At 55.5% G+C, this 23,654-nt stretch carries 29 protein-coding genes; 16 read left to right on the top strand and 13 right to left on the bottom strand.

What is annotated here, in order from left to right; genetic code table 11:
- The first annotated feature begins 1 nt into the window (after position 1).
- The 4 genes from rsxG to AC1V0D_RS05115 all read left to right on the top strand — a co-directional run bounded on the left by rsxG (position 2) and on the right by AC1V0D_RS05115 (position 2,853).
- Positions 2-634, top strand: a complete 633-nt coding sequence (rsxG, locus tag AC1V0D_RS05130) for an electron transport complex subunit RsxG (protein WP_482907067.1) — start codon at positions 2-4, stop codon at positions 632-634.
- Positions 627-1,331, top strand: coding sequence for an electron transport complex subunit E (locus tag AC1V0D_RS05125; protein ID WP_482907066.1), 705 nt, complete (start codon positions 627-629; stop codon positions 1,329-1,331). Before rsxG ends, AC1V0D_RS05125 begins: the two co-directional genes overlap by 8 nt.
- Positions 1,328-1,960: an endonuclease III gene (gene nth, locus AC1V0D_RS05120; protein ID WP_009090357.1), complete on the top strand. Its 633-nt coding sequence runs from the start codon at positions 1,328-1,330 to the stop codon at positions 1,958-1,960. The genes AC1V0D_RS05125 and nth overlap by 4 nt, the downstream gene beginning before the upstream one ends.
- A gap of 161 nt (positions 1,961-2,121) precedes the next feature.
- Positions 2,122-2,853, top strand: a complete 732-nt coding sequence (locus AC1V0D_RS05115) for an HPP family protein (protein ID WP_482907065.1) — start codon at positions 2,122-2,124, stop codon at positions 2,851-2,853.
- Between the two features lie 55 nt (positions 2,854-2,908).
- Here AC1V0D_RS05115 and AC1V0D_RS05110 read toward each other — a convergent pair whose 3' ends face one another.
- The gene (locus AC1V0D_RS05110) at positions 2,909-3,604 is read right to left on the bottom strand and encodes a CTP synthase C-terminal region-related (seleno)protein (RefSeq protein WP_046101764.1); all 696 of its coding nucleotides are present in this window, start codon (positions 3,602-3,604) and stop codon (positions 2,909-2,911) included.
- A 578-nt stretch (positions 3,605-4,182) separates the two neighbouring features.
- Here AC1V0D_RS05110 and dtpA point away from each other — a divergent pair.
- The gene (dtpA, locus tag AC1V0D_RS05105; protein WP_154928133.1) at positions 4,183-5,679 is read left to right on the top strand and encodes a dipeptide/tripeptide permease DtpA; all 1,497 of its coding nucleotides are present in this window, start codon (positions 4,183-4,185) and stop codon (positions 5,677-5,679) included.
- Between the two features lie 147 nt (positions 5,680-5,826).
- Complete coding sequence (gstA, locus tag AC1V0D_RS05100; protein WP_009090361.1) at positions 5,827-6,432, top strand: glutathione transferase GstA; 606 nt, start codon at positions 5,827-5,829, stop codon at positions 6,430-6,432.
- Positions 6,433-6,464: 32 nt separating this feature from the next.
- On the opposite strand, the gene pdxY is transcribed toward gstA, so the two are convergent.
- The 4 genes from pdxY to AC1V0D_RS05080 form a co-directional block, all read right to left on the bottom strand.
- Positions 6,465-7,325, bottom strand: a complete 861-nt coding sequence (gene pdxY, locus AC1V0D_RS05095; RefSeq protein ID WP_009090363.1) for a pyridoxal kinase PdxY — start codon at positions 7,323-7,325, stop codon at positions 6,465-6,467.
- 56 nt (positions 7,326-7,381) lie between these two features.
- Entirely contained in the window at positions 7,382-8,656 is a 1,275-nt protein-coding gene (tyrS, locus tag AC1V0D_RS05090) for a tyrosine--tRNA ligase (RefSeq protein WP_009090365.1), read from the bottom strand.
- Positions 8,657-8,796: 140 nt separating this feature from the next.
- Entirely contained in the window at positions 8,797-9,453 is a 657-nt protein-coding gene (pdxH, locus tag AC1V0D_RS05085) for a pyridoxamine 5'-phosphate oxidase (protein ID WP_009090367.1), read from the bottom strand.
- Positions 9,454-9,478: 25 nt separating this feature from the next.
- Positions 9,479-9,793 carry an MliC family protein gene (locus tag AC1V0D_RS05080; protein ID WP_009090369.1) on the bottom strand — a complete coding sequence of 105 codons (315 nt, stop codon included), beginning with the start codon at positions 9,791-9,793 and terminating at the stop codon, positions 9,479-9,481.
- A 189-nt stretch (positions 9,794-9,982) separates the two neighbouring features.
- Between AC1V0D_RS05080 and AC1V0D_RS05075 the strand changes: the two genes are divergently transcribed.
- From AC1V0D_RS05075 to ycgZ, 5 genes are all read left to right on the top strand, one after another.
- Positions 9,983-10,186, top strand: a complete 204-nt coding sequence (locus AC1V0D_RS05075; RefSeq protein ID WP_009090370.1) for a hypothetical protein — start codon at positions 9,983-9,985, stop codon at positions 10,184-10,186.
- A 384-nt stretch (positions 10,187-10,570) separates the two neighbouring features.
- Positions 10,571-10,804, top strand: coding sequence for a YgdI/YgdR family lipoprotein (locus tag AC1V0D_RS05070; protein ID WP_009090372.1), 234 nt, complete (start codon positions 10,571-10,573; stop codon positions 10,802-10,804).
- A gap of 15 nt (positions 10,805-10,819) precedes the next feature.
- On the top strand, positions 10,820-11,050 hold the full coding sequence (locus AC1V0D_RS05065; protein ID WP_009090374.1) for a YgdI/YgdR family lipoprotein: 231 nt from the start codon (positions 10,820-10,822) through the stop codon (positions 11,048-11,050).
- A gap of 377 nt (positions 11,051-11,427) precedes the next feature.
- Positions 11,428-11,700: a hypothetical protein gene (locus AC1V0D_RS05060; protein WP_009090376.1), complete on the top strand. Its 273-nt coding sequence runs from the start codon at positions 11,428-11,430 to the stop codon at positions 11,698-11,700.
- Positions 11,701-11,924: 224 nt separating this feature from the next.
- Positions 11,925-12,164 (top strand): regulatory protein YcgZ, encoded by a 240-nt coding sequence (gene ycgZ, locus AC1V0D_RS05055; protein ID WP_009090377.1) that lies wholly within the window; start codon positions 11,925-11,927, stop codon positions 12,162-12,164.
- 74 nt (positions 12,165-12,238) lie between these two features.
- On the opposite strand, the gene AC1V0D_RS05050 is transcribed toward ycgZ, so the two are convergent.
- Together AC1V0D_RS05050 and AC1V0D_RS05045 are read right to left on the bottom strand one after the other, a co-directional pair.
- Positions 12,239-12,853, bottom strand: a complete 615-nt coding sequence (locus tag AC1V0D_RS05050; RefSeq protein WP_482907064.1) for a TetR/AcrR family transcriptional regulator — start codon at positions 12,851-12,853, stop codon at positions 12,239-12,241.
- A gap of 197 nt (positions 12,854-13,050) precedes the next feature.
- Positions 13,051-14,292 (bottom strand): MFS transporter, encoded by a 1,242-nt coding sequence (locus AC1V0D_RS05045; protein WP_482907063.1) that lies wholly within the window; start codon positions 14,290-14,292, stop codon positions 13,051-13,053.
- Positions 14,293-14,638: 346 nt separating this feature from the next.
- Between AC1V0D_RS05045 and AC1V0D_RS05040 the strand changes: the two genes are divergently transcribed.
- Positions 14,639-15,520, top strand: a complete 882-nt coding sequence (locus AC1V0D_RS05040) for a LysR family transcriptional regulator (protein WP_046101760.1) — start codon at positions 14,639-14,641, stop codon at positions 15,518-15,520.
- A 120-nt stretch (positions 15,521-15,640) separates the two neighbouring features.
- Here AC1V0D_RS05040 and umuC read toward each other — a convergent pair whose 3' ends face one another.
- The 4 genes from umuC to AC1V0D_RS05020 all read right to left on the bottom strand — a co-directional run bounded on the left by umuC (position 15,641) and on the right by AC1V0D_RS05020 (position 18,574).
- Positions 15,641-16,909: a translesion error-prone DNA polymerase V subunit UmuC gene (gene umuC / locus AC1V0D_RS05035; protein ID WP_482907062.1), complete on the bottom strand. Its 1,269-nt coding sequence runs from the start codon at positions 16,907-16,909 to the stop codon at positions 15,641-15,643.
- Between the two features lie 2 nt (positions 16,910-16,911).
- Positions 16,912-17,331, bottom strand: coding sequence for a translesion error-prone DNA polymerase V autoproteolytic subunit (gene umuD, locus AC1V0D_RS05030; RefSeq protein WP_009090412.1), 420 nt, complete (start codon positions 17,329-17,331; stop codon positions 16,912-16,914).
- A gap of 651 nt (positions 17,332-17,982) precedes the next feature.
- Positions 17,983-18,207, bottom strand: a complete 225-nt coding sequence (locus AC1V0D_RS05025; RefSeq protein ID WP_009090413.1) for a hypothetical protein — start codon at positions 18,205-18,207, stop codon at positions 17,983-17,985.
- A 199-nt stretch (positions 18,208-18,406) separates the two neighbouring features.
- Positions 18,407-18,574 carry a hypothetical protein gene (locus AC1V0D_RS05020; RefSeq protein ID WP_482907061.1) on the bottom strand — a complete coding sequence of 56 codons (168 nt, stop codon included), beginning with the start codon at positions 18,572-18,574 and terminating at the stop codon, positions 18,407-18,409.
- Positions 18,575-18,757: 183 nt separating this feature from the next.
- On the opposite strand from AC1V0D_RS05020, the gene AC1V0D_RS05015 reads away from it, so the two are divergent.
- The 3 genes from AC1V0D_RS05015 (at position 18,758) to AC1V0D_RS05005 (ending at position 21,077) form a co-directional block, all read left to right on the top strand.
- Positions 18,758-19,015: a biofilm development regulator YmgB/AriR family protein gene (locus tag AC1V0D_RS05015; protein WP_033736266.1), complete on the top strand. Its 258-nt coding sequence runs from the start codon at positions 18,758-18,760 to the stop codon at positions 19,013-19,015.
- 278 nt (positions 19,016-19,293) lie between these two features.
- A complete protein-coding gene (locus AC1V0D_RS05010) occupies positions 19,294-20,142 on the top strand; it encodes a manganese catalase family protein (protein ID WP_482907060.1) in 849 nt (282 codons plus the stop codon).
- A 71-nt stretch (positions 20,143-20,213) separates the two neighbouring features.
- Positions 20,214-21,077, top strand: a complete 864-nt coding sequence (locus AC1V0D_RS05005) for a glucose 1-dehydrogenase (RefSeq protein ID WP_009090416.1) — start codon at positions 20,214-20,216, stop codon at positions 21,075-21,077.
- On the opposite strand, the gene AC1V0D_RS05000 is transcribed toward AC1V0D_RS05005, so the two are convergent.
- Positions 21,074-22,078, bottom strand: a complete 1,005-nt coding sequence (locus AC1V0D_RS05000; protein ID WP_482907059.1) for a UV damage endonuclease UvsE — start codon at positions 22,076-22,078, stop codon at positions 21,074-21,076. The genes AC1V0D_RS05005 and AC1V0D_RS05000 overlap by 4 nt on opposite strands.
- A gap of 102 nt (positions 22,079-22,180) precedes the next feature.
- Between AC1V0D_RS05000 and AC1V0D_RS04995 the strand changes: the two genes are divergently transcribed.
- Complete coding sequence (locus AC1V0D_RS04995; RefSeq protein ID WP_482907058.1) at positions 22,181-22,546, top strand: MmcQ/YjbR family DNA-binding protein; 366 nt, start codon at positions 22,181-22,183, stop codon at positions 22,544-22,546.
- 79 nt (positions 22,547-22,625) lie between these two features.
- On the opposite strand, the gene zinT is transcribed toward AC1V0D_RS04995, so the two are convergent.
- On the bottom strand, positions 22,626-23,276 hold the full coding sequence (gene zinT / locus AC1V0D_RS04990) for a metal-binding protein ZinT (protein ID WP_373682549.1): 651 nt from the start codon (positions 23,274-23,276) through the stop codon (positions 22,626-22,628).
- Between the last annotated feature and the right edge of the window lie 378 nt (positions 23,277-23,654).

Raw genomic sequence — 23,654 nt, 5'->3', positions numbered from 1 at the left:
GATGCTGGAGACGATTCGTAAAAATGGGGTAACGCTGGCGATGTTTGCCGCGATCACCACCGCGGCGACCGCCGTGGTGAACACCGTGACCAAACCCACGGTTGAACATCAGACGCAGTTACAGCAGAAAAACCTGCTGGATCAGGTGGTTCCGACCACGCTCTATGACAATAACATTCAGCAGGATTGTTACGTTGTCACCGATTCGGCACTGGGTAACAGCGCGCCCCATCACCTCTATCTGGCGCGCAAAGGCGATCGGCCGGTGGCTGCCGCACTGGAGACCACCGCGCCTGACGGCTATTCTGGTGCCATACAGATGCTGGTCGGTGCCGATTTCCAGGGTAAAGTACTGGGCGTGCGCGTGATTGAACATCATGAAACGCCCGGTCTGGGCGACAAGATCGAACTGCGGATTTCTGACTGGATCAACAGCTTTAACGGCAAAGTGGTTCAGGGACCCGGCGATAAGGCCTTTGCTGTGAAAAAAGATGGCGGCGAGTTCGATCAGTTTACCGGCGCCACCATTACCCCACGCGCGGTGGTCAATGCGACCAAACGCACCGCGCTGTTAATGAAAACGCTGCCGGAGAAACTTTCTTCGTTACCGCAATGTGGAGACGCAAATGAGTGAAGCTAAAAGTCTGCTGGTTGGCGGATTGTGGAAGAACAACTCGGCGCTGGTGCAGCTGCTGGGCCTCTGTCCGCTGCTGGCGGTCACCGCAACGGCTACCAATGCGCTCGGTCTGGGGCTGGCGACCACGCTGGTGCTGACCCTGACCAACAGTTTTATTTCCGCCTCGCGCCGCTGGGTTCCTTCGGAAATCCGCATCCCAATCTACGTGATGATCATCGCTTCGGTGGTGAGCTGCGTGCAGATGCTGATTAACGCCTATGCCTATGGACTCTATCAGTCGCTGGGGATCTTTATCCCGCTGATCGTGACCAACTGCATCGTGGTGGGCCGTGCCGAAGCCGTGGCCTCTAAAAGCAGCATTCCGCTGGCGGCGCTTGATGGTTTCGCCATCGGCATGGGCGCGACCTGCGCCATGGTGGTGCTGGGCTCGCTGCGCGAAATTATCGGCAGCGGCACCCTGTTTAACGGCGCCGATCAGCTGCTGGGGCCGTGGGCAAAATCGCTGCGCATTGAAGTGGTCCATTTTGATTCACCGATGCTGCTGGCCATGCTGCCGCCTGGCGCGTTTATTGGCCTCGGCATGATGCTGGCGGGCAAATACCTGATCGATCAGAAGATGAAGCAGCGCGCGGCACTGCGTGCTGAAGCCGCGGCCAGCGCCGCACCGCAGCGCGCAGCCGGGAAAGCCGTGTGAATCAGACGAAACGCACCGAGATCCTGCGGCGTCTGCAGGAACATAATCCGCATCCGACCACCGAGCTTCACTTCAGCTCGCCGTTTGAACTGCTGATTGCGGTCCTGCTTTCCGCGCAGGCGACCGATGTCAGCGTCAATAAAGCCACCGCGAAACTCTATCCGGTGGCCAACACCCCTGCCGCCATGCTGGCGCTGGGAGTGGATGGCGTGAAGTCCTACATCAAAACTATCGGCCTGTTTAACAGCAAAGCGGAAAACGTCATCAAGACCTGCCGCATTCTGCTGGAACAGCACAACGGCGAGGTGCCGGAAGATCGCGCGGCGCTGGAAGCGCTGCCAGGCGTCGGCCGCAAAACCGCCAACGTGGTCCTCAACACCGCCTTTGGCTGGCCAACCATCGCTGTCGACACCCATATCTTTCGCGTCAGCAACCGCACCCGGTTTGCTCCCGGTAAAAACGTGGAGGAGGTCGAACAGAAGCTGCTGAAAGTGGTTCCGGCGGCGTATAAGGTCGATTGTCATCACTGGCTGATTCTGCACGGCCGCTACACCTGCGTGGCGCGCAAACCGCGCTGTGGCTCCTGCCTGATTGAGGATCTCTGCGAGTATCCGGAAAAAACGGACTGACCCGCTGCGGCGGGTTTTTTTATGGCCTGATTGCCCTCTGCTTCTCTCTCAGCCACCGCCCTCCCTGCCGTTCTGAATAACGTCACAGTTTGTCGGGTTGTTACCTCGCTGTTGATGATGGAAAATCGCCGCCCCTGACGATAAGAAAATGTTATGACCCGGTGAGTAAAGCAACGAATGAACGACCTCCTGCTGCGAGGCATCCTCTGCGCCAGTTCCTGGCGCGACTCTGGCCGCACCCGCTGGCGGTCACGCAAAAGCATATCCTGTTCGCCGCGCTGGGTGCCGGCTGCGGATTGATGCTGACCAGCCTGCTGAGCCACTGGATGCTGGGTGAGCTGAACCTCTGGTTTGTCGCGCCGGTCGGCGCCTCGGCCGTGTTACTGTTTGGTGTGCCCGCCAGTCCGCTGGCGCAGCCGTGGGCCATCGTCGGCGGCAACAGCCTGTCAGCGCTGGCGGGCGTGACCGTCAGCCTGCTGATCCCCGATCCGGCAATCGCCTGCGGCGTGGCAGCCTGTGTGGCGATCCTGCTGATGTTTCAGCTGCGCTGCCTGCATCCGCCCGGCGGCGCGGTGGCGTTGACCGCCATTCTGGGCGGACCTGCGGTGCAGCAGCTGGGCTATCAGTTTGTTCTGACGCCGGTTCTGCTCAACTCTCTGACGCTCGCGCTGCTGGCGCTGCTGTTTAATAATCTGGCCGGTCGCCGCTATCCGCATCCGCTGGCTCCCGCAGAGAGTAATCCTGAGCCGGTGGCGATGCCGGTGCCGCTGACCCGCGCCGATCTGCATCAGGCGATTCAGGGCGGTGAACTGCTGGATATCGATGAAGAGGATCTGCAGGCCCTGCTGCTGCGCGCTGAACAGATCGCGCAGCGCCGCCAGCTGAATCGCTGACGGTTATCATCGCGCCCGCCCGGTTATCCGTGACGGTGTCACCTGATGAAGCCCGTCAGCGCTGCGCCAGCGCGGCCTGCATCCACGCGACCACCAGCGGAGCGTCCTTCTCCTGCAGGGCGGCGCGCTCTGACTGAAACAGCGTCGCGACAAAGAAGGGATGGTCGGGCAGCTCTACGCCGCGCACCTCACCCGCCTCGTCCCAGGCGGTAATGCGCAGCGTGTTCTCGCCCAGTGCGGTACTGAATGCCGGGTTGACGCCAAAGTTGCAGTGGTAGCCTTCATCGCTGCTGAGCGCCCCATAGGCCAGGGCGATACGGGAGTTCGCTTCAAATCTTACTGTGCCGCGCTTCTCCACCAGCGAACAACTCAGTGGCGTAATCACCTGTCGCCCGCCCGTTTCCGTTTCGGCGTGACGCGCATCCTGCCAATCCAGCACATTGCGCGCGTATTCGATGACCGCATACTGAAATCCGCCGCAGGAGCCCAGGAAAGGTTTGCCGCTTTCCCGCGCCCAGCGAATGGTGTCGAAGACACCCGCGTCATTATGATAAGGACTGCCCGGCACGACCCAGATAGCATCGCTCTGCGCCAGATGCGCCTCGCTAAGCTGTTCAGTGGGGATCCATTCTGCTTCCGCAGTGATATTCAGCCGACGGGCGGCACGTTCAATCGCAAGGGGAATAGCCTGATGGGCAACCGCACTGGCGCGGTAATCACCGACCAGTGATAAACGCAGGGAGGAGGACATAGCGAGTTCCTGTAAGGGGAAATTGAGAGGCTACAGGAATGTGAATATTCTGTCGAGCGCACTCAGCAACACGGGTTTTCGTACCCGCCAGCCCCGCGCAATCGATTTCTTGTTTTACTTTCTGAAATAAATCGCCGTTTTGTGTTCCGGATCGTCACCCGGACGCTTTTTCATCAATGCGGCAGGCTTAACGTTTTAATTTTCGGCAGATCGCCTGGGAAATAGCCATCTTCTGCCGGTTAGTGCTGTTGAATTATCATCCGGCAAACGTTTAATCTGCATAAGGTGCCATTAGCAGTTAATATTAATTTCATCCAGTAAGCCGCCCTCATTTGGCATTTTTATACTGAAATGATATTTCAGATCAATATTAAAATCTGCCTCATCGTTTATTGTAAGATTTTTAACCTGACATTATCAGGTTACACGGGGTGTCAGAAAACTCTTGCCCTGCTGCCCGTAATCAGCCAAATTAGTCGCCGCTCCTCCCTTCTGATAACAATTTTGCGCATGGAACACTCACATGACGCAGACTTAATTCCTGTCCCGAAACAGGATGTGACAAAACTGAGGTACAAGTGTCAACTGCAAACAAACACACTGATGAGGCTGTCAGCCTCAATGCGTTTAAACAGCCAAAGGCGTTCTACTTAATCTTTTCGATTGAGTTATGGGAACGTTTTGGCTTCTATGGCCTGCAGGCCATTATGGCGGTTTACCTGGTGAAGCAGCTGGGATTGTCTGAATCAGACTCTATTACCCTGTTCTCTTCATTCAGTGCGCTGGTTTATGGTCTGGTCGCCATCGGCGGCTGGCTCGGTGATAAGGTGCTGGGTACCAAACGCGTCATCGTACTGGGTGTGCTGGTGCTGGCGCTGGGTTATGCGCTGGTCGCCTTCTCCGGCCACAACGTCAGTATCGTCTATCTCGGTATGGCGACCATTGCCGTGGGTAGCGGCCTGTTTAAAGCGAATCCCTCTTCGCTGCTTTCGACCTGCTACGAGAAAGATGACCCGCGTCTCGACGGTGCGTTCACCATGTTCTACATGTCGATTAACATCGGTTCGCTGTTCTCGATGATGCTGACACCGTGGTTAGCCGCAAAATATGGCTACAGCGTCGCTTTCTCCCTCTGCGTCATCGGTCTGGTCATCACCCTGTTCAACTTCCTGTTCTGCAAACGCATGGTCAAAGATTACGGTTCTAAACCGGACTTTGCGCCGCTGCAGGTCGGTAAACTGCTGATGACCCTCGTGGGCGTCGTGGTGCTGGTCGCACTGGCAAACTGGATGCTGCATCACCAGGCGATTGCACGCGTGGTGCTGGCGGTGATTGCACTGGGCATCGTGCTGGTGTTTGCCAAAGAAGCCTTTGCGCTGCAGGGCGCAGCGCGTCGTAAGATGATCGTGGCCTTCCTGCTGATGGTTGAAGCGATTCTGTTCTTCGTGCTCTACATGCAGATGCCGACCTCCCTGAACTTCTTCGCTATCCGTAACGTTGAGCACACTATCTTCGGCATTACCTTTGCTCCGGAGCAGTTCCAGGCGCTGAACCCGTTCTGGATCATGCTGGCCAGCCCGCTGCTGGCGTCGCTCTACAACAAACTGGGCGATAAGCTGCCGATGCCGCACAAATTTGCCTTTGGTATGGTGCTCTGCTCCGCCGCGTTCCTGGTGCTGCCGCTGGGCGCGAAGTTTGCCAGCGACGCCGGTATCGTTTCTGTGAACTGGCTGATCCTGAGCTATGCGCTGCAGAGTATCGGTGAGCTTATGATCTCCGGTCTCGGCCTGGCGATGGTCGCGCAGCTGGTGCCTCAGCGTCTGATGGGCTTTATCATGGGCTCCTGGTTCCTGACTACCGCCGGTGCGGCGGTGATTGCCGGTAAAGTCGCTAACCTGATGGCTGTGCCTGAAAACGTGACCGATCCGCTGATTTCACTGGCAACCTACAGCCGTGTGTTCCAGGAGATTGGTATCACTACGGCAGTGATCGCCGTGCTGATGCTGATTACTGCGCCGCTGCTGAACCGCATGACGCAGGACCCTGAAGCAAAAGCCCGGGATGTGCAGGCCTGACAGCCACCCTGTCATCTCTCAGCCGGGCTCTGCCCGGCTTTTTTATGGCTGACGTCTCCCCCTGATCATTCCCTGATCCCTGTCACTGGCAATTCTGCTCTGAGCATTTACTATGCAGTAACCCCATTGCCACAAGGAGACCGGGTTATGAAACTGTTTTGCAAAGCGGGTGCCTGTTCGCTCTCACCTCACATTGTCATGCGCGAATGCGGGCTCGACTTCACCCAGGTCAGCGTTGATCTGGCTACAAAGCTCACCGAACGCGGCGACGACTTTCGCCAGATTAACCCCAAAGGTCAGGTGCCCGCCCTGCAGCTCAGCGATGGCACCGTGCTGACGGAAGGTGTCGCCATTGTGCAGTACCTGGCGGATCTCAAACCCGATCGCCACCTGCTGGCACCGGTTGGCAGCCTGACGCGCTACCAGACCGTCGCGTGGCTCAGTTACGTTGGCAGCGAGCTGCATAAAAGTTTCGGGCCGCTGTTCCGGCCGGGTTACTCTGACGAGGTAAAAGCGCAGACCCGCAGCCAGCTGGAAGCAAAATTTCGTTTTGTCGATGAATCACTGCGAGATAGACAGTGGCTGATGGGGCTGCACTTCAGCGTGGCCGATGCGTATCTCTTCGTGGTGACGCGCTGGGCAAACGCGCTGGGACTGGATCTGTCTGAGTATACGGCGCTGAAGGCGTGGTTTGAGCGGGTTGCAGAGCGGCCTGCGGTGCAGGCGGCACTCAGGGCCGAAGGATTAGCCTGAGTGAACAGGGCCGGATGACCGGCCCTGATGCGTTACAGCTTTTCAGCCGCGAAGTGCTGGGTAGGATGGGCGATGGCATCCTGTGCCGCCACCAGCTGCAGCTCATACTCACCCATCTGATGGGTTTTCAGCATCACCTCATAAACCGCAGCGGTGACGTGCTCCAGCGCATCCTGCAGCGATTTACCGTGCAGCAGATTAACCAGCAGCAGTCCGCTGGTCAGATCCCCCACCCCGACCGGCTGACGGACGCCAAAGTCCACCAGCGGACGGCTGATGTGCCAGGCATCTTCTGCCGTCACCAGCAGCATCTCAAAGCGATCGCTGCGACGCCCCGCACGCGCCAGATGTTTCACCAGCACCACGCGCGGCCCCTGAGCGATCAGCGCCCGTGCTGCGTCCACCGCCGCGTCTACATCGGTGACGGTGCGTTCGCTCAGCATCTCCAGCTCCAGCAGGTTCGGCGCGATGATGTCGCTGGCAGGCATTGCCATTTTGCAGTGAAACTCTGCCACGCCCGGGGCGACGATACAGCCTTTCTCCGGATGGCCCATCACCGGATCGCAGAAGTACCAGGCGTTCGGGTTGGCCGCTTTGACCTGACGGACAATCTCCAGAATCTGCTCGCCCTGCTCCGCCGAGCCCAGATAGCCGCTCAGCACCGCGTCACAGGTCTTCAGACGGTCGATGTCCGCAATGCCTTTCACGATGTCGGTTAAGTGCGTTGCTGGCATCACCGTGCCGGTCCAGTGGCCATATTGCGTATGGTTGGAAAACTGCACGGTATTCAGCGGCCAGACGTTTGCACCCAGGCGGCGCATCGGAAACTCAGCCGCCGCATTCCCGGCGTGACCAAAAACAACGTGCGACTGAATCGCTAAAATATTTTTCACTTGTTTGCCCTGTCCTGCCTTGCCATAAAAAAGGGCCGGAGACCGGCCCTGAAATCTTACTGCCAGTTAATCAGGCAGTAATGTTTCTTACCGCGACGCAGCAGCGTGAAGCGGTTAAACAGTTTGTCACTGTCGCTGAAGCGGTATTCCGCGTCAGACTGCTTTTCACCGTTCAGAGAGACGGCGTTGGAGCCAATCATGGTGCGTGCCTGACCGCGTGACGGCACCAGCTCTGCTTTCACCAGCGCCTGCTGCAGATCGTCTTCAGCGCTCAGGGTGATGGTTGGCATGCCATCCTGCGCCAGCTGCTCGAAATCTGCTTCGGTCATATCGCTTACGGCGCCGGAGAAGAGGCTGGCCGTGATGCGTTTCGCCGCCGACAGACCCGCTTCGCCATGCACCAGACGCGTGACCTGCTCAGCCAGCACATACTGCGCACGTGGCGCGGTACCGCTGTTTTTGTCCTCTTCTTCCAGCGCGTTGATCTCTTCAATGCTCATGAAGGTGAAGAACTTCAGGAAGCGATAGACATCTGCGTCCGCGGTGTTGATCCAGAACTGATAGAACTTGTACGGACTGGTCTTCTTCGCATCCAGCCAGACTGCGCCGCCTTCGGTTTTACCGAACTTGGTGCCGTCAGATTTGGTGATTAGCGGCACGGTCAGGCCAAACACCTGGTTCTGATGCAGACGACGGGTCAGGTCGATACCGGAGGTGATGTTACCCCACTGATCCGATCCGCCAATCTGCAGCGAGACGCCGTGGCGCTCATTCAGGCAGGCAAAGTCATAGCCCTGCAGCAGATTGTAAGAGAACTCGGTAAAGGAGATGCCCTGATCGTCACGGTTCAGACGCTGCTTCACCGCTTCTTTGTTGATCATCTGATTGACGGAGAAGTGCTTGCCGATATCACGCAGGAAGGTCAGCACGTTCATGCTGCCAAACCAGTCGTAGTTATTGGCGGCGATTGCGCTGTTGCTGCCGCAATCGAAGTCGAGGAAGGGAGCCACCTGCTGGCGGATCTTTTCAACCCATTCACCGACGGTTTCGCTGGTATTAAGTTTACGCTCTGCGGCTTTGAAGCTCGGGTCGCCAATCAGGCCGGTTGCGCCACCGACCAGTGCCACCGGCTTGTGGCCGGCATCCTGAAAACGCTTCAGGCAGAGCAGCGGTACCAGATGGCCCAAATGCAAGCTGTCGGCTGTGGGGTCAAAGCCGCAATAGAGCGAAATTGGCCCCTGCGCCAGTTTCTCTGTCAGCGCCTCTTCATCCGTCACCTGGGCGATAAGGCCCCTCTCCTGCAATTGTTGTATCAGGTTACTGCTGGTCATTACTGACTCCAAATTGATCAGACTGCACCTAGGCTGGTACACAGCTTTCCGCCGGGATGCGGAATCGAAAAAAATCAGGGCTATAGCATAAAGCGCTGACGCTCTCTGTGCCAGCGCTGATAGGGGGGAATCGTGCAGATTCAGGGTGCCAGACGGTCGATTTTCCAGCCATCGTGATCGCGCTGGTAGATGAAACGATCGTGCAGGCGATGTTCGCCCCCCTGCCAGAACTCCAGCGTATGAAATTTCACCCGATAGCCGCCCCAGAAACTGGGCAGCGGCACATCACCCTGCTGGAACTTCTGCTTCAGCTCAAGGAACTTCCCTTCCAGAATGCCGCGCGCCGAAATACGGCTCGACTGCTTCGACACCCAGGCCCCGATCTGACTGTCACGCGGACGGCTGTGGAAATATTTCAGCACCTCCAGCGGCGAGAGTTTTTCCACTTCCCCCAGCACCATCACCTGACGTTCCAGGTAGTGCCACGGGAAGTGCAGGCAGATGCGCGGATTGTTTGCCAGCTGTAATGCCTTGCGGCTGCCGAGGTTGGTATAGAACACCATGCCCTGCGCATCGAAGTGCTTCAGCAGCACGATACGCTGCCACGGCTGGCCCTGTTCATCCACGGTTGCGACGGTCATGGCCGTCGGATCGGGCAGTTTTGCCTCGCAGGCCTGGCTCAGCCACTGTTCAAACAGGACGACGGGATCGTCCGGCAGATCCTTCCGGCGTAATCCGCCGCGGGTATATTCACGCCGCAGATGGGCAATGGTGTGTAGCGTTTCGCTGTCGCTCATAATGCTCGCCTTTTCAGATAAAGAGTCAGCTGGCAGGTTGCAGCTCACAATCGTTCACGACAATTTTATCGTTCCGTTCAATAAATGCGCCGTTGCCTTTAGACCAGAAAACATAGGTGCCATCGCTGTAACGGGCACCGGACGCCGATACGGTCTGCTTCAGCGTCAGCGGCTGGCCGTCCATAATGAAACTGACCTGCTGCTGACCCTCATCCAGCGTCACGGTCAGCGGCAGCGTCCCACAGCGATAGTGCAGCGTCTGCGGCGCTGGCGGCTGTTTATGCAACAGGCTGCAACCCGACAGCAGCAGCACAGCGGCAACGATTAATCCTTTCGACATAAGCGGGTCCCCTTCACAAGTGAAGCTGGCATTATAAGAAGGATTTGGCGTGAAGTAAGTGGGAATCCGCGCCAATCGGATGAATGGCGCTGACCAGAGAGAATTATTGTCGCTTTTCAGGCGGTTGTCTGAATGCAGAGGTCGCGTTATCAGGCTACGCTCTATGCATCTTAAGCGAGGGAAACCAACATGAAATTTGATAACGAAGATGCATTCAAGCTGGCCGTGGCGTTTATGAATCACAAAGAGAATGCCACCATTGCCAGCAGCTACTTTAAGACCTTTATCGACACCTACCAGAAGTTTGACCGCTGGCTGAGCGCCTCCGATCCGGTCAGCGCCATGAAGGCGGAAAAAGCGGCCGCCAAAGCGGGCGAAGACTCTGTCCTCTGATAGCCTCTCTCTGGCCCGGGTTCGCACCGGCTTCGGGCCACTCATCCTTCCCTGCAGGAGAGCTCACCACGGCGCCCGCGTTCCGCGCTGCGATCTATTCTCCTGCTGACGGTTCGGACGTTAACAAAATAGCGGCCCTTATCTCCGATCTTATTTTCGCCTTTGGCTTTGTGCTTATTGTGACGGGAGGCCAGCAGCGCAAAACGTCCGTGCCGACAATATAAAGTTGCAATAAATGCTATTTCCCGGACTCAGCGTCGGAAATAATCACAGTGGCCACTGTTTTTGCTTAAAAAAAACGCAACGGAGTGGGTCAGGGCCAGCAAAATTTATAAAGGCGTCTATGCTGTAAACGTCTGGATATGAATTCATGGAGAACAAAAAATGAAAATGAAATCCCTGTCAGCTATCGCATTGCTGGCTCTCTCTTTAGGCACACTGGCAGGCTGCTCTTCCAATCAATCGATTAAGACCACTGATGGCCGCACCATTGTGACCGATGGTAAACCGCAGATTGATTCAGATACCGGTCTGGTTTCTTATCGCGATGCTCAGACAGGAAAAACTGAGCAAATCAATCGCAATGAGATCAGTAATATGAGTGAACTCGATAACTAATATAAGGTGAATAAGATGAAAAAAGCGCTGATTTTACCGCTCGCCGCATTGATTGGTATGACTGTATTAACTGGCTGCACCCGCACCAGCTATGCGATTCAGACTAACGATGGACGCACCATTATTAGTGATGGCAAACCGTCAGAATCTGATGCAGGCCTGCTGGCTTACACCGATGCAAACGGCGTGAAGCAACAGATTAATAAAGCCGACGTTAAAGCGGTTTCCGAAGTACCGAATAAATAACGCTCTCTGTGGAATAAAGCCGCCTTCGGGCGGCTTTATTCTGTCTGTCAGTCGTCCGCCTCTTTTTATAAACCCCTCTCCTTTCTCTGTTGCTGAAACAGACGCGCTTTAATGGGACCCTGTGCCTGCCCGGAGTCGCTGGCTTATCTGAATTTCAGGCATCTCCCTCTCTGTTTAACCGTCAAAATCGCTCAGTTATTTTATGAACAGAGGTATCTGAAATTTTTTATGCTGGAATATTAACAGGTTAGCGCTTCGCTTTGAGGGGCCGTTTATTTTGGGAAAAGACCGATCGTTTTGACCTGCTATTTCTGCTCTTTTAGTCAGAGACGCCTTTAACTAAACTGGCGTATGGCTCATTAATCAGGAGATGACATATGGTGTATTATGACAAAAACGTCGGTCATATGATTCTTGGTGAAGCGGCAATTAATCTGGCTTTTACAGAGCAGGAAATCACGCTCGTTTCACTGATTCGCCAGCTGGGTGAAATGGCCGAGCATGAGCGCAGTGATGAACGCGTCGCCCAGATTGCCGATGCGCGAAACTGGCTCAAAAGTTTCACCGAAGCCGCATCGCGCGACCGCGCCGAACTTAACTGGCTGGTTGAGACCGGACAGGCACCGGTTTTCCTGAAAGATTACCGCTAGCTATGCTGCAGGCCAGGCTGTCGGGTGCTGTCAGTCTGCGCCCGCCTGCTGGTTTTGCACCCTGCGCCGACTCCGCTCATCCTGTTTTTTCCCTGTCGCTGTCAGCGCAGCCGTGCTGAATAAAAAGCAGGCGATTTCTGCCGAAATAGCTGTACAACTCAGACAATATTGTATAACTTTGTACCTATTCGTTAGATGCTGAACTATCCGCCAGGAAACGACCCATGTACCCGAACCAGAGACTGCCACAAACGGCAGACGACATTGCCCGTTATTTTAATGCGGCAAGCCTGCCTTCACAGCAAGAGACGCTGGGACAGGTGGTGGTGGAAATTCTGAATGCCGGTCAGAACGTGAATCGCAAATCGATCTGCACCAAACTGCTGCGCCGCCTTGAAACCGCCTCTTCACAGGAAGAAGAGCGCCACTATCACGCGCTCATCAGCCTGCTGTTCGGCCGTTAATCGTCGGGGGCGTTTCAGTCCCCCGCGTGACGGAGATGCTCCGGGCGGTGTCGCGTCACACAGCGGGCTCGCTGTTACCCCAGCACCTTCAATGCCAGTGCCAGCGTCTGCTGCTCATTGACCATATCGCCCACCTTGCCTGTCACCCGCATACCAAACGCAATGCAGAGAATCAGACCCGCTGCCGCTTCACTGTCCAGCGTGTTATCGATAGAGCCATCCCGTTGCCCCAGCTCCAGCAGTGAAACCAGGAAGCGCTGATTACGCTGCACAACTTTATTGATGCGCTGCGCCAGCGCCTCATCCATTGTCTGCAACGCAATGGCACTGGCGACAACCAGACAGCCGCGCCGTCCCTCCGTCGCCCGCGCCGAATCCAGATAGAACTGTAACAGCTCGGTGATCTTCTCCCGCCCGCTCACGCAGGGGGCCAGACGACGGCGCAGATCGGCATTGCGCAGCAGCAGATAGCGCTCGAAGACCAGCAGAAACAGTGAGCGTTTATCTTTAAACGCCTTATAGATACTGCCTGCAGAGAGGTTCATCGCCTCACTCAGATCGCCGATAGAGGCTGCATGATACCCCTTTTGCCGGAAAACGATCATCGCGTGATCCAGAGCCTGTTCGATATCGAACTCTCTGGGCCGTCCCCGCTCTCTGCTTTTTTGCGCTGTCGCTGTCGTGATCATTATTACCGGCCTGAAGAGGTGCATTTCGGTCAAATCAACCGGGGATTCTAGCGCAGGCGCAGGCAACAAGTACAGATGGTCAGCACGACAGCGCGTTATACGCCTCCGATAAAAAGCGGCAAGGCTGCAGGAAATGAGGCGCAACAGCCGGTAATGGCCGTCACGGCAGCCATCAGGCTACGCCTGATGGCTGAAGATTAGTCGCGTTTTTCCATCTTTATCCAGAACACCGTGATGCTCAGCAGTAAACAGATAAACGCACCGACGCTGAACAGCAGATCAACGGCCAGATTCAGGCTGGCGTGATCCACCACCGCACCTAACAGCACAGGCACCCAGTTAGCGATATAGGCAATGACGTAAAACAGTGAAATCAGTTTTGCGTGACTGGACGCTGGGGAGATCATATTGACCAGCGTCGCGCTTCCCACAAAAATCGCACCATAAGAATATCCGGCCACGAGCAGTCCGGCACATGCCCCTGTTAAAGAGTGAGTGCTGATAGCCCAGGTAAAAAACATGATAGAAATGACCTGAGTAAGACAGCCTGCCGCGAGAGAGGTGCGAGCGCTAATCCGACGGCTTAAAATCTGGCTGATACCAGCGACCACCAAATAGACTGCTATTACATAGCCATACACACCCTGACGATGAATGTCGAGGAGATGCTCAGCGACCGCCGGTCCAATCGATAAAATGCTGGCGGCAAATGCCCAGCTCATAAACAACGCACCTGCACACAGAAAAAACCGTATACCCGTCGCTTTCAGTCCGGTTTTTAGTGCTGCATCCGCTGAGATGGCGGACGAGGATGACACAACCCTGGGCTGGTCATGGTGATGCGCTGGCCAGCTCAGGCGCAATCCAGTAAGGGCGATCGCGGCCGTCATCATAATCAGTACAAATGGCAGCGTCTGGCTGTAGAAATCTGTCTGAATCGCCACGCCGCTGAAAACGGGCCCCAGCGCCAGACCGGTTGTGAAAGAGAGCGTTGCGATCAGAGCTGCAGCTTTACCACCATCTTTCGGGCCAAAACGCAAAAGAGCAATATTGGCTGCGCCGGTTAATGCTCCGGTTCCGAGGCCCGCCAGCAGACGCGCCATAAACAGACAGGCAAACGAGTCGGCCAGGGAAAACAGCAAGGCACCCACAAAGACGGCCAGCAGCGCAGGCATCATCAGACTGCGCAGGTCAGCCACTTTACCGGCAAGATTTCCCACACTGAATAACGCAATTAAAACCCCTCCCGCATACGCGCCATAGATTATCGTCAGGCTGACAGCGGACAAACCCAACTGCTGCTGATAGAGGGGATAAAGCGGCGTTGGTGCACTGCTGTTTAATAAGGCAGCAACCAGCGCCAGTGCAATAAAGCATAAGGTGCGCATCTTTACAGTGGCGTGATGAGAACTATCCGCCATGAGGTTAACTTCTGACATGTTTATTATCCTGAGCGCATGCTTCATAAGCATGACCGGGTCATATTGACGTTCGGGCGTAATGAGAGGCGGGCATCATAGGGCCTGGCAGAGAACCGGTACATCCCCATAACTGCATCACAGGGCTTCAATAATGCTGCTTGTCACATCGGTCCAGACATGCTCAGGCTTTAAGACTACGCAGCATGGGATAAACCTGCAGCCTGTGTCGTCAGGATACGAATGGAGTCACAAACGTTACGCCGTACCGGCAGGTTATTCTGCCGTTAAAAGATTGATACTGAATTCGTTAACGTTGACACTTGCCGCGGTAAGAACGTGTCAATGTTAAGGAAGAAGGTAAGAGATGAACTGGGATGATGTCCGTTTTTTCCTCGCGCTGGCGAGACAAAAAACGTTGCGGGGTGCTTCAAAATCATTGAACGTCGACCAGGCGACAGTAGGACGACGTATTGCCGCATTTGAAAGCGCACTCGGTTCGCGGTTGTTTATACGCACGCCCCGGGCCTTTACGCTGAGTGAGTTTGGCGATCAGGTGATGACAGAAGCCACGGCTATGGAAAGTGCCATGCAGGCGATGAGTCGTAAAGCCGCCTGCGGCGATAACACCCTTGCAGGTAACGTGCGCATCGCCAGCACAGACACGCTTGCCACTGTATTTGTCATGCCTGCCATTCAACGTCTGCGCGAACAATATCCGGATATCACCGTAACCCTGCTGACCGGAATCGGTTTCTCCGATATCTCATACCGCGGCGCGGATATCGCCATTCGTGGTGCCCGCCCCGATTCAGAAGAGTTAATCGTTAAACGCCTGGCGACCATTGAGATGGGACTCTATGCCAGCCAGCGTTATCTGGATCGGTTCGGAGCACCGAATCAGGAACACGGATTAAGCGGTCATCAGCTGGTCATGTTTCCGGCAGACAGGGTGCCACGTCATCGGCAAAACCTGTGTGGCTTTACAGTTAACAGTCAGCAGGTCGTGCTGGAGTGCAACACGCAGTTGCTGATGCAGTCCGCTATTAAACGCGGGATGGGTATCGGTCTGCTTTCGACATTTTTAGCTAACAGCGATCCCGAATTAATCCCGGTTTTGCCTGAAAAACGCGACCCGGTTGATATCTGGCTGGTGCTCCATCCCGATTTGCAAAAAGTCGCACGCATCAGGGCTGTGATTACGGCGCTGGAGCACTGTTTTGCCGAAGAAATCAGGGCCAGAGACTAAGGGCATCAGATAAATATCAGGTACATACTACCAGGCACCTGAAATAAATCGGGTCGCGGCGTTATCCGACATTTTTGCCTGGCATTACGACGCGGACCGCATAACTAAACAGGAAAGTCTCTATTTAAGCGCCGCTACAGGCAGATCCGTTACCCGTGTGGTATAGGCAGGCGACAGCATATCGCGCTTCATCGCCCAGGCTTTGTTTACGCCCTGACCTGCAAACCACAGCTTCCCGCTACCGCGCGTGTTAATCCTGTCGATGAGCTGCATCAGCTCTTCACTATTTCGGCGTGGCTGATGTTCATCGAAGAGATCAAGCTGAGCCACTCCCTGACTGAAAAAATCCGTCAGCACAATCCCTGCCTTCATATAGCGATGGCCCTCAATCCAGATATTATCCAGACACGCCATCGCGACACGAATAATGTCGCGGGTGTCGTGAGTCGGGATCAGAAGCTGGGCGGTCGATTGGTTGCCATAAAAAGGCTCATCAACGGCATGCGGGCTGGTGCGTACGAAGACCCCGACCTGACGACAATATTGCTTCTCGCGACGCAGCTTTTCTGCCGCACGTTCAGCATAGGCACAGACAGCTTCCCGCATCTGATGATAATCGGAGATGCGGTAGCCGAATGAGCGTGAACACATAATCTGCTGCTTATCAGGCTCGTCCGGTTCCAGATCCAGACAGGATTCGCCGCGTAGCTCTCTGACGGTACGTTCCATTACCACACTGAATTGCCTGCGGATCAAATCGGTACTTTGATCCGCCAGATCTTTTGCCGTCATCACGCCCATCGCGTTGAGCCGTTTACTGATACGGTGCCCGACACCCCAGACGTCGGCGACATTAATCAGCGCCAGCAGCTTTCTCTGTCGTTCGGGGTTTGACAGATCAACAATCCCGCCGGTTTTTGTCCACTTTTTAGCCGCAAAATTTGCCAGTTTGGCCAGCGTCTTCGTCGGTGCAATGCCGACACCCACGGTCAGATGGGTCTCTTTACGTATCCGTTCCCGGACCTGTTGACCAAACGTCTCCAGCGCCACAGCGTTCTGCACGCCGGTGAGATCCATAAAGGCTTCATCAATCGAGTAGATCTCCACCGATGGGGCCATCTCTTCCAGTATGGTCATCACCCGATGGCTCATGTCAGCATAGAGCGCGTAATTTGAGCTGAAGACCTGTACCGCGTGACGCGTCAGCTCTTCACGCATTTTAAAATAGGGAGCGCCCATTTTAATGCCGAGTTTCTTCGCCTCAGCACTGCGTGCAATCACACAACCGTCGTTATTCGACAGCACGACAACCGGCTTGCCTTTCAGATCGGGCCGGAAAACTGTTTCACATGACGCGTAAAAGCAGTTCACATCCACCAGCGCAAACATGCTTAGTGCGTCGATTTAATCACAAAGGTGACGACGCCAAACACTTCCAGCACATCTTCAGTCTGGATGGCGATGGGCTTAAATTTGGTGTTCATCGGCATCAGTTGCAGGCAGGGATGAAGCTGCAGGCGTTTCACGGTAAATTCCCCGTCGACGGCGGCTACCACGATGTCTCCATGTCCGGCGGTAAGGGAGCTGTCGACCACCAGCATGTCACCATCATTGATGCCCGCCTCTATCATCGATTCGCCGCTGACCCGGACAAAATAGGTGGCGCTGGGGTGCTGTACCATCAGCGTATTCAAATCGATACGCTGTTCAACATAGTCCTGCGCCGGGGAGGGAAATCCGCACGGGACACGTTCGATATAGAGCGGCAAGGCCATTGCGGCGCGTATGTCCGCAGGTTTGATAAATTCCATCATTGTTCTCCTCTTCCGGATTACTGTATATAAATACAGTAATATCGAATCCCCCTTTTAATCAAGCGAAACGAGGTGTTTTTAAGTAAAGCGCCTGACAACCACACACTTTTTTTAATCTTTCTTTCTGGCTGCCGCGATATTAAGCGAAATCAGATGATTTTCTCCGCAGCGATAAAATAACGCTGAGAGCGACTTACATTCATTCTTCTTATAAATTCACCCGCTGACTTTTTAACTTAAGCACAATCGGATCACGCCCGGCGGCCATTTAAACAGGCAACGCAGCCTGATTATTTCGCTTTTTTAAACGGCAACGCGCGACAGCCTTAATGCGGTGACGCTGGCTGAAGGACATTTATCGCAGGCAGAAAAAGAGAATGTTCAGCCGCGTGCGCTGAATCATTCCGGGAATGAAAAGAGGTCAGATAAGAGAGTGATCGTGCGCAAAAAACAAGAAGCGCGGAGCGGTCGGGAGAAAGGAAATAAGCAGATCACAGGCTCTGCCACGCTATTCAGTCTGAGCCGGGGGCGATGAGATAACCCCCTTTCCGACAGTGCCCGACAGCGACCGTTCGCAGGCTGTGCGGGTCGCTGCCACCGCCCTGTTCTCTTCCGTCTCAGCGGCGGCGGTGGCCTCGCCGTCAGCGTTTAAACCGCGCTGTCGCTCTCCAGCGCATCCTGAATCGCGTCGGCCAGATTGCCAATTTCATTGGCCACTGCCTGCAGGTCCCAGGAGGCTTTAGAGCCGGTAGCCGAGGTCGAGGCGCTGACGGACTCTTTTGCCACTGACAGGGCAGCCGCCACGGCGACCGAACGTTTGTGTTGCTCCTGAGTGATGCCCGCAGGCGGTATCGCGAAATAGTCGTGAACCATGATTGTTTCCTTGTGATGAATTAGGGGTCAACCTTAGTCTTCTGCCTCGGGCGTGTGAAGTGAATTATGCGTCCTGACCGGCCGGACGGTCAGGATTCCAGCAGCCGCGTTGCACGCTGATCCTGTGCATCGCAGAAACCTGTACAGGTTGTACAGGTTTCTGGAGAAAAACGGCGTAAAAAAGGCAGTTGTAACGTTTTTACCGGGTGGCCGCAAAATAAACGGGTGCCTTGCCCTTCCCGTTACGCTGGCCGGGATGATAAATTAACCCACTGTATTTACTCACATAAAAGAACAAAACCTGCCATTTTGCCGGAAAACTCACCCCGCCAACACCTCCGACCAGTACACTTTTATCAGATTTCATTGTACAAGTTTCTCATTCTTGTATAACTTTACTGCGTGACGATAAATCACTTGTAACGAAGGGTGCTTTGCACCGCATCTGAAGGTGTTGTGGATTTCCACCTTCAGATGCAATTTTTTTTGCGTCTGACGGTCACCGGATCTGAATCGACGCATCAACCCCCAATTTCTTATGAGGCCTGACATGCAACCTACGATGAATACAGAGTCTCAGATTTCTGATTACTTCATGAACTCTGGCAAGACACTGACGACTGAAAAACAGGTTATCGCGGCTGTCCATGCTGAACTCGCCCGTGCTAAAGCCCACGTTTCCGATAAAGATGTCGTGCTGGGCCTGATTAACCGCCTGGAGAGTGAGCGTGACGTGGTTAAACAGGACGTTTACCGTCAGGCTCTCGAACATGTTCTGCAGCGTGCGCCGGCAGCCAGCGCCAGCTAAAAAACCTGTGTCTGTTACGATGGAACGCGAATTAGCATGGATGCGTTTCCTGTCCGGAATCTGCCCCTGATAAGGGGCTTTTTTTTGTCCTGCAAACCCCCTTTCTGTCCCCTCTTTTCCTCCCTCTCTTACAGCCAGATATCGTGCCAGATTTAACCATTTTTGCCGCTTATTTCACCATCAATTGCGGTTAATTGCTCTCGGTTCGCTTTATTTATCCGATATCTGTGTCCAAGCTTTTTCTGCATCTCCTGCAAACACAGACGAGGAAAATAATCATGTTTCATCATTCATCAAAACTTCAATTTCCGGTTCGTGTAGAGAAACCCGATCCAGAGTTTGCCATGCTGTTACAGCAGGCGATCGGCGGCGTCGAAGGTGAAATTCGTGTAGCGATGCAATACTTTTTCCAGGCAATGGGCGCACGCGGTGATGTGCGGATTCGCGATCTGCTGATCTCAACCGCCACCGAAGAGCTGAGCCATATCGAAATGCTGGGCTACGCCGTGGCGCTTAATCTGGAAGGTGCCCCCCTCTCTTACCAGGAAGCCTCCGCGAAAGATCCGGTGGTCAATGCGATTCTGGGTGGCATGAACCCGCGCCATATTCTCTCTTCCGGCCTGGCCGCAATGCCGGTGAACGCCAACGGAATGCCGTTCGACATGAGCCACATTTACGCCTCCGGTAACGTCGCGGCGGATATGCTGGCCAACGTCACCGCAGAGGCCACCGGTCGCGTGCTGGCTACCCGTCTCTACAACATGACCGAAGATAAAGGCATGAAGGATTTCCTCTCGTTCCTGATCGCCAGGGACACCATGCACCAGCAGCAGTGGCTGGCGGTGATTGAGGAGATGGGCGGACTGAACGCCTCACTGCCGATCCCGAACAGCTTCCCGCAGGAAAATGAGGCGCAGGAACACTCCTACTACTGCCTGAACACCTCACTGGATAAACCGCTGCCGGAGGGCCGCTGGAGCAGCGGTCCGGCTTACGATGGTCAGGGTCAGTTCAGCGCGAAACAGAAGCCCGATATTCTGGGTGACGAACCGCTGCTCGGTAACGCCCGCCCGGGTTCCGGTGCCCAGGCAGAGCAGATTGACGGTATCACGCCGCCGAAACCTTAATCACTCATGCTGCACGCCTGTCGGGGAGTGACGCCCTGACAGGTTTCGCCCCTTTTACTGGAGGAATAGCCATGTCATCCACTCAGCGTCCACAGCCACCTTTCGCCGAACAGCAGCAGACGTGGCCGGGCAGCACTGCCGCGATGCAGCCGCAGCCCGATCATGGCGAAGAGAGCTATCAGGGATCAGGCCGCCTGACGGGTAAAAAAGCCATTATTACCGGTGGCGACTCCGGCATTGGCCGGGCTGTCGCCATTGCGTTTGCCCGTGAAGGTGCCGATGTGCTGATCTCCTACCTCGATGAACATGAAGATGCGCAGGATACGGCCCGGCTGGTAGAGGCCGCCGGTCGCAAAGCCGTGCTGGTGCCCGGCGATATTACCGAGGCGTCTCACTGTAATGCGCTGGTCGATCGGGCCGTAGAGGCGTTCGGGGAGGTTAACATCCTGGTCAACAACGCCGCCTTTCAGATGACGCGTATGTCGCTGGATGAGATCAGCGATGAAGAGTTTGACCGCACCATGAAAACCAACCTCTACGCGATGTTTTACCTGACCAAAGCCGCCACCCGGCATATGCCGGCGGGCGGGTCGATCATCAACACCGCCTCAATCAATGCCGATCAGCCAAAACCGAAGCTGCTCGCCTATTCGGCCACTAAAGCCGCCATCGTCAACTTCTCCGGCGGACTGGCCGCTCTGCTGGCTGAAAAAGGTATCCGCGCCAATGCGGTCGCGCCCGGCCCTATCTGGACGCCGCTGATCCCCTCAACCATGCCGGTTGAACAGGTGAAAAACTTTGGCAGTGAGGTGCCGCTGCAGCGGGCCGGTCAGCCTGCTGAGCTGGCACCCACCTATGTGATGCTGGCCAGTGACGAAGGCAGCTACATTTCAGGGGCAACCATCGCCGTCACCGGCGGCGTGGCGATTATTTAACAGGACGCTTCCCTGGCACACTCTGCCAGGGGATCGGCTATCCGCTGCTGCGCTATCGCCCAGGCGTAGAGCGGTTCCCGCGCCAGATTCTTCATTTTCACTTCGCACATAATGTCGAAATCCTGAAACGACAGCGCCCACCCATTCAGCGTCGGGTTAAAGAAGTAGTCAGAGTGCGCCCGCAGTTTGCTTTTGCTCACCCCCAGCGCCGCCTGATCGGGCCAGCCCTGCGACGGAATGATCCCCTCCTGCGAAATCGAGTAGTGCAGCACCGGACGCACGCCGCGCCAGGAGTCGATGACGCGGGCAACACGCGGATCGTCTGGCTGAATAAACTCACTCTCTTTTACCCAGTGATGATGAATATCCAGCACCACCGGACAGAGCGGTGCCGCCTGCAGCACGTCATCCAGCGAACAGGAGATCTCATCATTCTCCACCGTCAGCATCCGTTGCGCTTCCGGGCTGAGCTGCTCAAAGGCGCGTTTAAATCCGTCGAACCCCGCCTTGCCGTTCATATGGATGTTGATTTTGAAATCCTGAAACTGTTTGCCGTAGCCCATCAGCGTGGCGCAGAGCGTGTGATACTCCACATCCTCCAGCGCGCGCGACACCACATCGGGATTATCGGAGGCCAGCACGGTGTACTGGCCCGGATGGAAGGAGAGCCGGATATCGTTTGCCCGCGCCAGTTCACCACAGCGGGCAAACAGCGGATGGAGTTCGGGCAGAAACGCCGCAAACAGCGGCGTGGCTTCGGGCACGGTGTAAAGCGGCAGCAGATCGCTGCCGATACGCATCATCCGGAGAGGCGCGGGTAAGGTAGCCAGTTGCTCCAGCGTCTGATAAAGATGATTCAGATTGGTCACGCTGATCTCATGGAGCAGCTGATAACGTTCATCATGCGATAAACTCAGAAACCGTTTACGGGTGGTGGCGCGAAACGGAAAAAATTGTTTGCCATCACTGTTGAGATACTTACATGCAAAGCCTAATTTCATGACTGCTCCTGATTGATGCTTATCAGAAGTGTAACAGGCCTCTGGCGACCAGCCAGTCGCGGGGGCGCAGAGGCAGGCTATAGAGTGACAGGGAGAACCGCTATGCAGGGCCATGAAATCCAGCGCATCGCCATCGACGCAGCGGAGCGGCTGCCCGCCGCAGAATGCAGCTATCCGTTCGGGCCGAAACATCAGGTATATAAAGTGTGTGGAAAAGTGTTTTTGCTGCTGACCGAACTGCGCGGGGTGCCCATCATCACGCTGAAATGTGAGCCGCAGCAGGCGGAGCTGCACCGGGTCATCTACCCCTCCATTACCCCCGGCTATCACATGAATAAGCGTCACTGGATCACGGTCTCGCCCGGTGACGGCCTCTCGCCCGGCCTGATTCAGCAACTGGTGGAGGAGGCTTATCGCCGGGTCGTGAGGGGTATCCCCGCTTCGCGCCGCCCGGTCTGGGTGGGCTGACAGCGCGGCCACGGGTCAGGAGAAGGACGGCGGACAGGAGCCCGACCCGCCGTCACCCGTGAGCCATCTTACCCCGCGCTTAGTGGTGCAGCATCTCCTCCACCACCTCAGCATTCATCATCTGGTAGGGATAATAGGTCGGCCAGTTCTCCATCTCCGCCAGCAGCGCCTGCTGAGAGTCGTTGCCCGTGAAGATATGGAAATGGGCAGACTTACGCGGTCCGATCGTATGGTCGCTGAACTGCACATATTTTGGCGCGCGGCTGTTCGCGTCTTCACAGGTAAAGAGGTAGCGCACCCCTTTTTTGCCGGAGCTGTAGGTCAGGATTTTATAGCCGTCATAGCGATAGTGACAGGCGCTGACCTGGTCGCCCACGTGGAACTCCATCACGCCATTTTCAATACCGATGGTATCGACGCGGGTGGCATACCCTTTGCGATAATATTCTTTATATTCTGCGGCCGTTTTATGGGGGTCCTGCTGCGCTTTTTTCTGCCAGACCGGGTCCAGCTCGCCACTCTGCAGCAGCGGATAGACCGACTGCCACAGCCCATCCCAGTCAGAAAGCGAACGATCTTTCACGTCGCTGTCAGCAAAGACCCCTTCTGCGGCTTTCTGCTCCTGCGCTGACAGCGGTTTGCCATGTGCGTGACTGCCGTGTGCCTGCACCTGCTGCGTGATTAACAGCGCCGCCACGATCCCTATCCATTTACCTGCATGATTCACCACAATCTGACCCTCAGTAAAAGTTACAAAATGAAATGTTATGATATAACATTTCCATGTTCAACCCGTTTGCCGCTTTATCAACATTAAATCTGTTTATGGTTATCTTTCCGGTTCAGCGCCTCAGCGGGGAGAGATGGCAGGTCAGGCCGGCGGAGGGAAAACAAAGCGGATCACCTGGCGGGCGGGCACTGACCCGCCGATAAGCCAGACGGCACAGGGGGTGAATAAGCGAAGCGACAAGGCGTACCCGCAGATAAGCGTACGTTTTCAGCCGGACGAAAAAGAGGCAGCCATCCGGATTAAATGCCCCGTTTACCCTCAGCATTGTTCAGGTTGTTCTATATTTAGTGTCGTCGAAAATAAAACAACAGCCGGAGC

It is taken from the genome of Pantoea sp. PA1 (genome assembly GCF_056856975.1).
The sequence above is the reverse complement of the archived record's forward strand: the minus strand, read 5'-3'. Positions and strand labels throughout refer to the sequence as shown.

Coding starts and splice junctions, on each gene's coding strand:
- AC1V0D_RS05040 (WP_046101760.1), top strand. CDS start 14,639: ATGAACTGGGATGATGTCCGTTTTTTCCTCGCGCTGGCGAGACAAAAA.
- AC1V0D_RS05020 (WP_482907061.1), bottom strand. CDS start 18,574: ATGAAATCTGATAAAAGTGTACTGGTCGGAGGTGTTGGCGGGGTGAGT.
- AC1V0D_RS05075 (WP_009090370.1), top strand. CDS start 9,983: ATGAAATTTGATAACGAAGATGCATTCAAGCTGGCCGTGGCGTTTATG.
- pdxH (WP_009090367.1), bottom strand. CDS start 9,453: ATGAGCGACAGCGAAACGCTACACACCATTGCCCATCTGCGGCGTGAA.
- AC1V0D_RS05065 (WP_009090374.1), top strand. CDS start 10,820: ATGAAAAAAGCGCTGATTTTACCGCTCGCCGCATTGATTGGTATGACT.
- gstA (WP_009090361.1), top strand. CDS start 5,827: ATGAAACTGTTTTGCAAAGCGGGTGCCTGTTCGCTCTCACCTCACATT.
- AC1V0D_RS05045 (WP_482907063.1), bottom strand. CDS start 14,292: ATGTCAGAAGTTAACCTCATGGCGGATAGTTCTCATCACGCCACTGTA.
- AC1V0D_RS05050 (WP_482907064.1), bottom strand. CDS start 12,853: ATGATCACGACAGCGACAGCGCAAAAAAGCAGAGAGCGGGGACGGCCC.
- ycgZ (WP_009090377.1), top strand. CDS start 11,925: ATGTACCCGAACCAGAGACTGCCACAAACGGCAGACGACATTGCCCGT.
- tyrS (WP_009090365.1), bottom strand. CDS start 8,656: ATGACCAGCAGTAACCTGATACAACAATTGCAGGAGAGGGGCCTTATC.
- AC1V0D_RS05060 (WP_009090376.1), top strand. CDS start 11,428: ATGGTGTATTATGACAAAAACGTCGGTCATATGATTCTTGGTGAAGCG.
- AC1V0D_RS05110 (WP_046101764.1), bottom strand. CDS start 3,604: ATGTCCTCCTCCCTGCGTTTATCACTGGTCGGTGATTACCGCGCCAGT.
- AC1V0D_RS05025 (WP_009090413.1), bottom strand. CDS start 18,207: ATGGTTCACGACTATTTCGCGATACCGCCTGCGGGCATCACTCAGGAG.
- AC1V0D_RS04995 (WP_482907058.1), top strand. CDS start 22,181: ATGCAGGGCCATGAAATCCAGCGCATCGCCATCGACGCAGCGGAGCGG.
- umuC (WP_482907062.1), bottom strand. CDS start 16,909: ATGTTTGCGCTGGTGGATGTGAACTGCTTTTACGCGTCATGTGAAACA.
- AC1V0D_RS05125 (WP_482907066.1), top strand. CDS start 627: ATGAGTGAAGCTAAAAGTCTGCTGGTTGGCGGATTGTGGAAGAACAAC.
- AC1V0D_RS05015 (WP_033736266.1), top strand. CDS start 18,758: ATGCAACCTACGATGAATACAGAGTCTCAGATTTCTGATTACTTCATG.
- AC1V0D_RS05070 (WP_009090372.1), top strand. CDS start 10,571: ATGAAAATGAAATCCCTGTCAGCTATCGCATTGCTGGCTCTCTCTTTA.
- AC1V0D_RS05000 (WP_482907059.1), bottom strand. CDS start 22,078: ATGAAATTAGGCTTTGCATGTAAGTATCTCAACAGTGATGGCAAACAA.
- AC1V0D_RS05080 (WP_009090369.1), bottom strand. CDS start 9,793: ATGTCGAAAGGATTAATCGTTGCCGCTGTGCTGCTGCTGTCGGGTTGC.
- AC1V0D_RS05005 (WP_009090416.1), top strand. CDS start 20,214: ATGTCATCCACTCAGCGTCCACAGCCACCTTTCGCCGAACAGCAGCAG.
- AC1V0D_RS05010 (WP_482907060.1), top strand. CDS start 19,294: ATGTTTCATCATTCATCAAAACTTCAATTTCCGGTTCGTGTAGAGAAA.
- rsxG (WP_482907067.1), top strand. CDS start 2: ATGCTGGAGACGATTCGTAAAAATGGGGTAACGCTGGCGATGTTTGCC.
- umuD (WP_009090412.1), bottom strand. CDS start 17,331: ATGGAATTTATCAAACCTGCGGACATACGCGCCGCAATGGCCTTGCCG.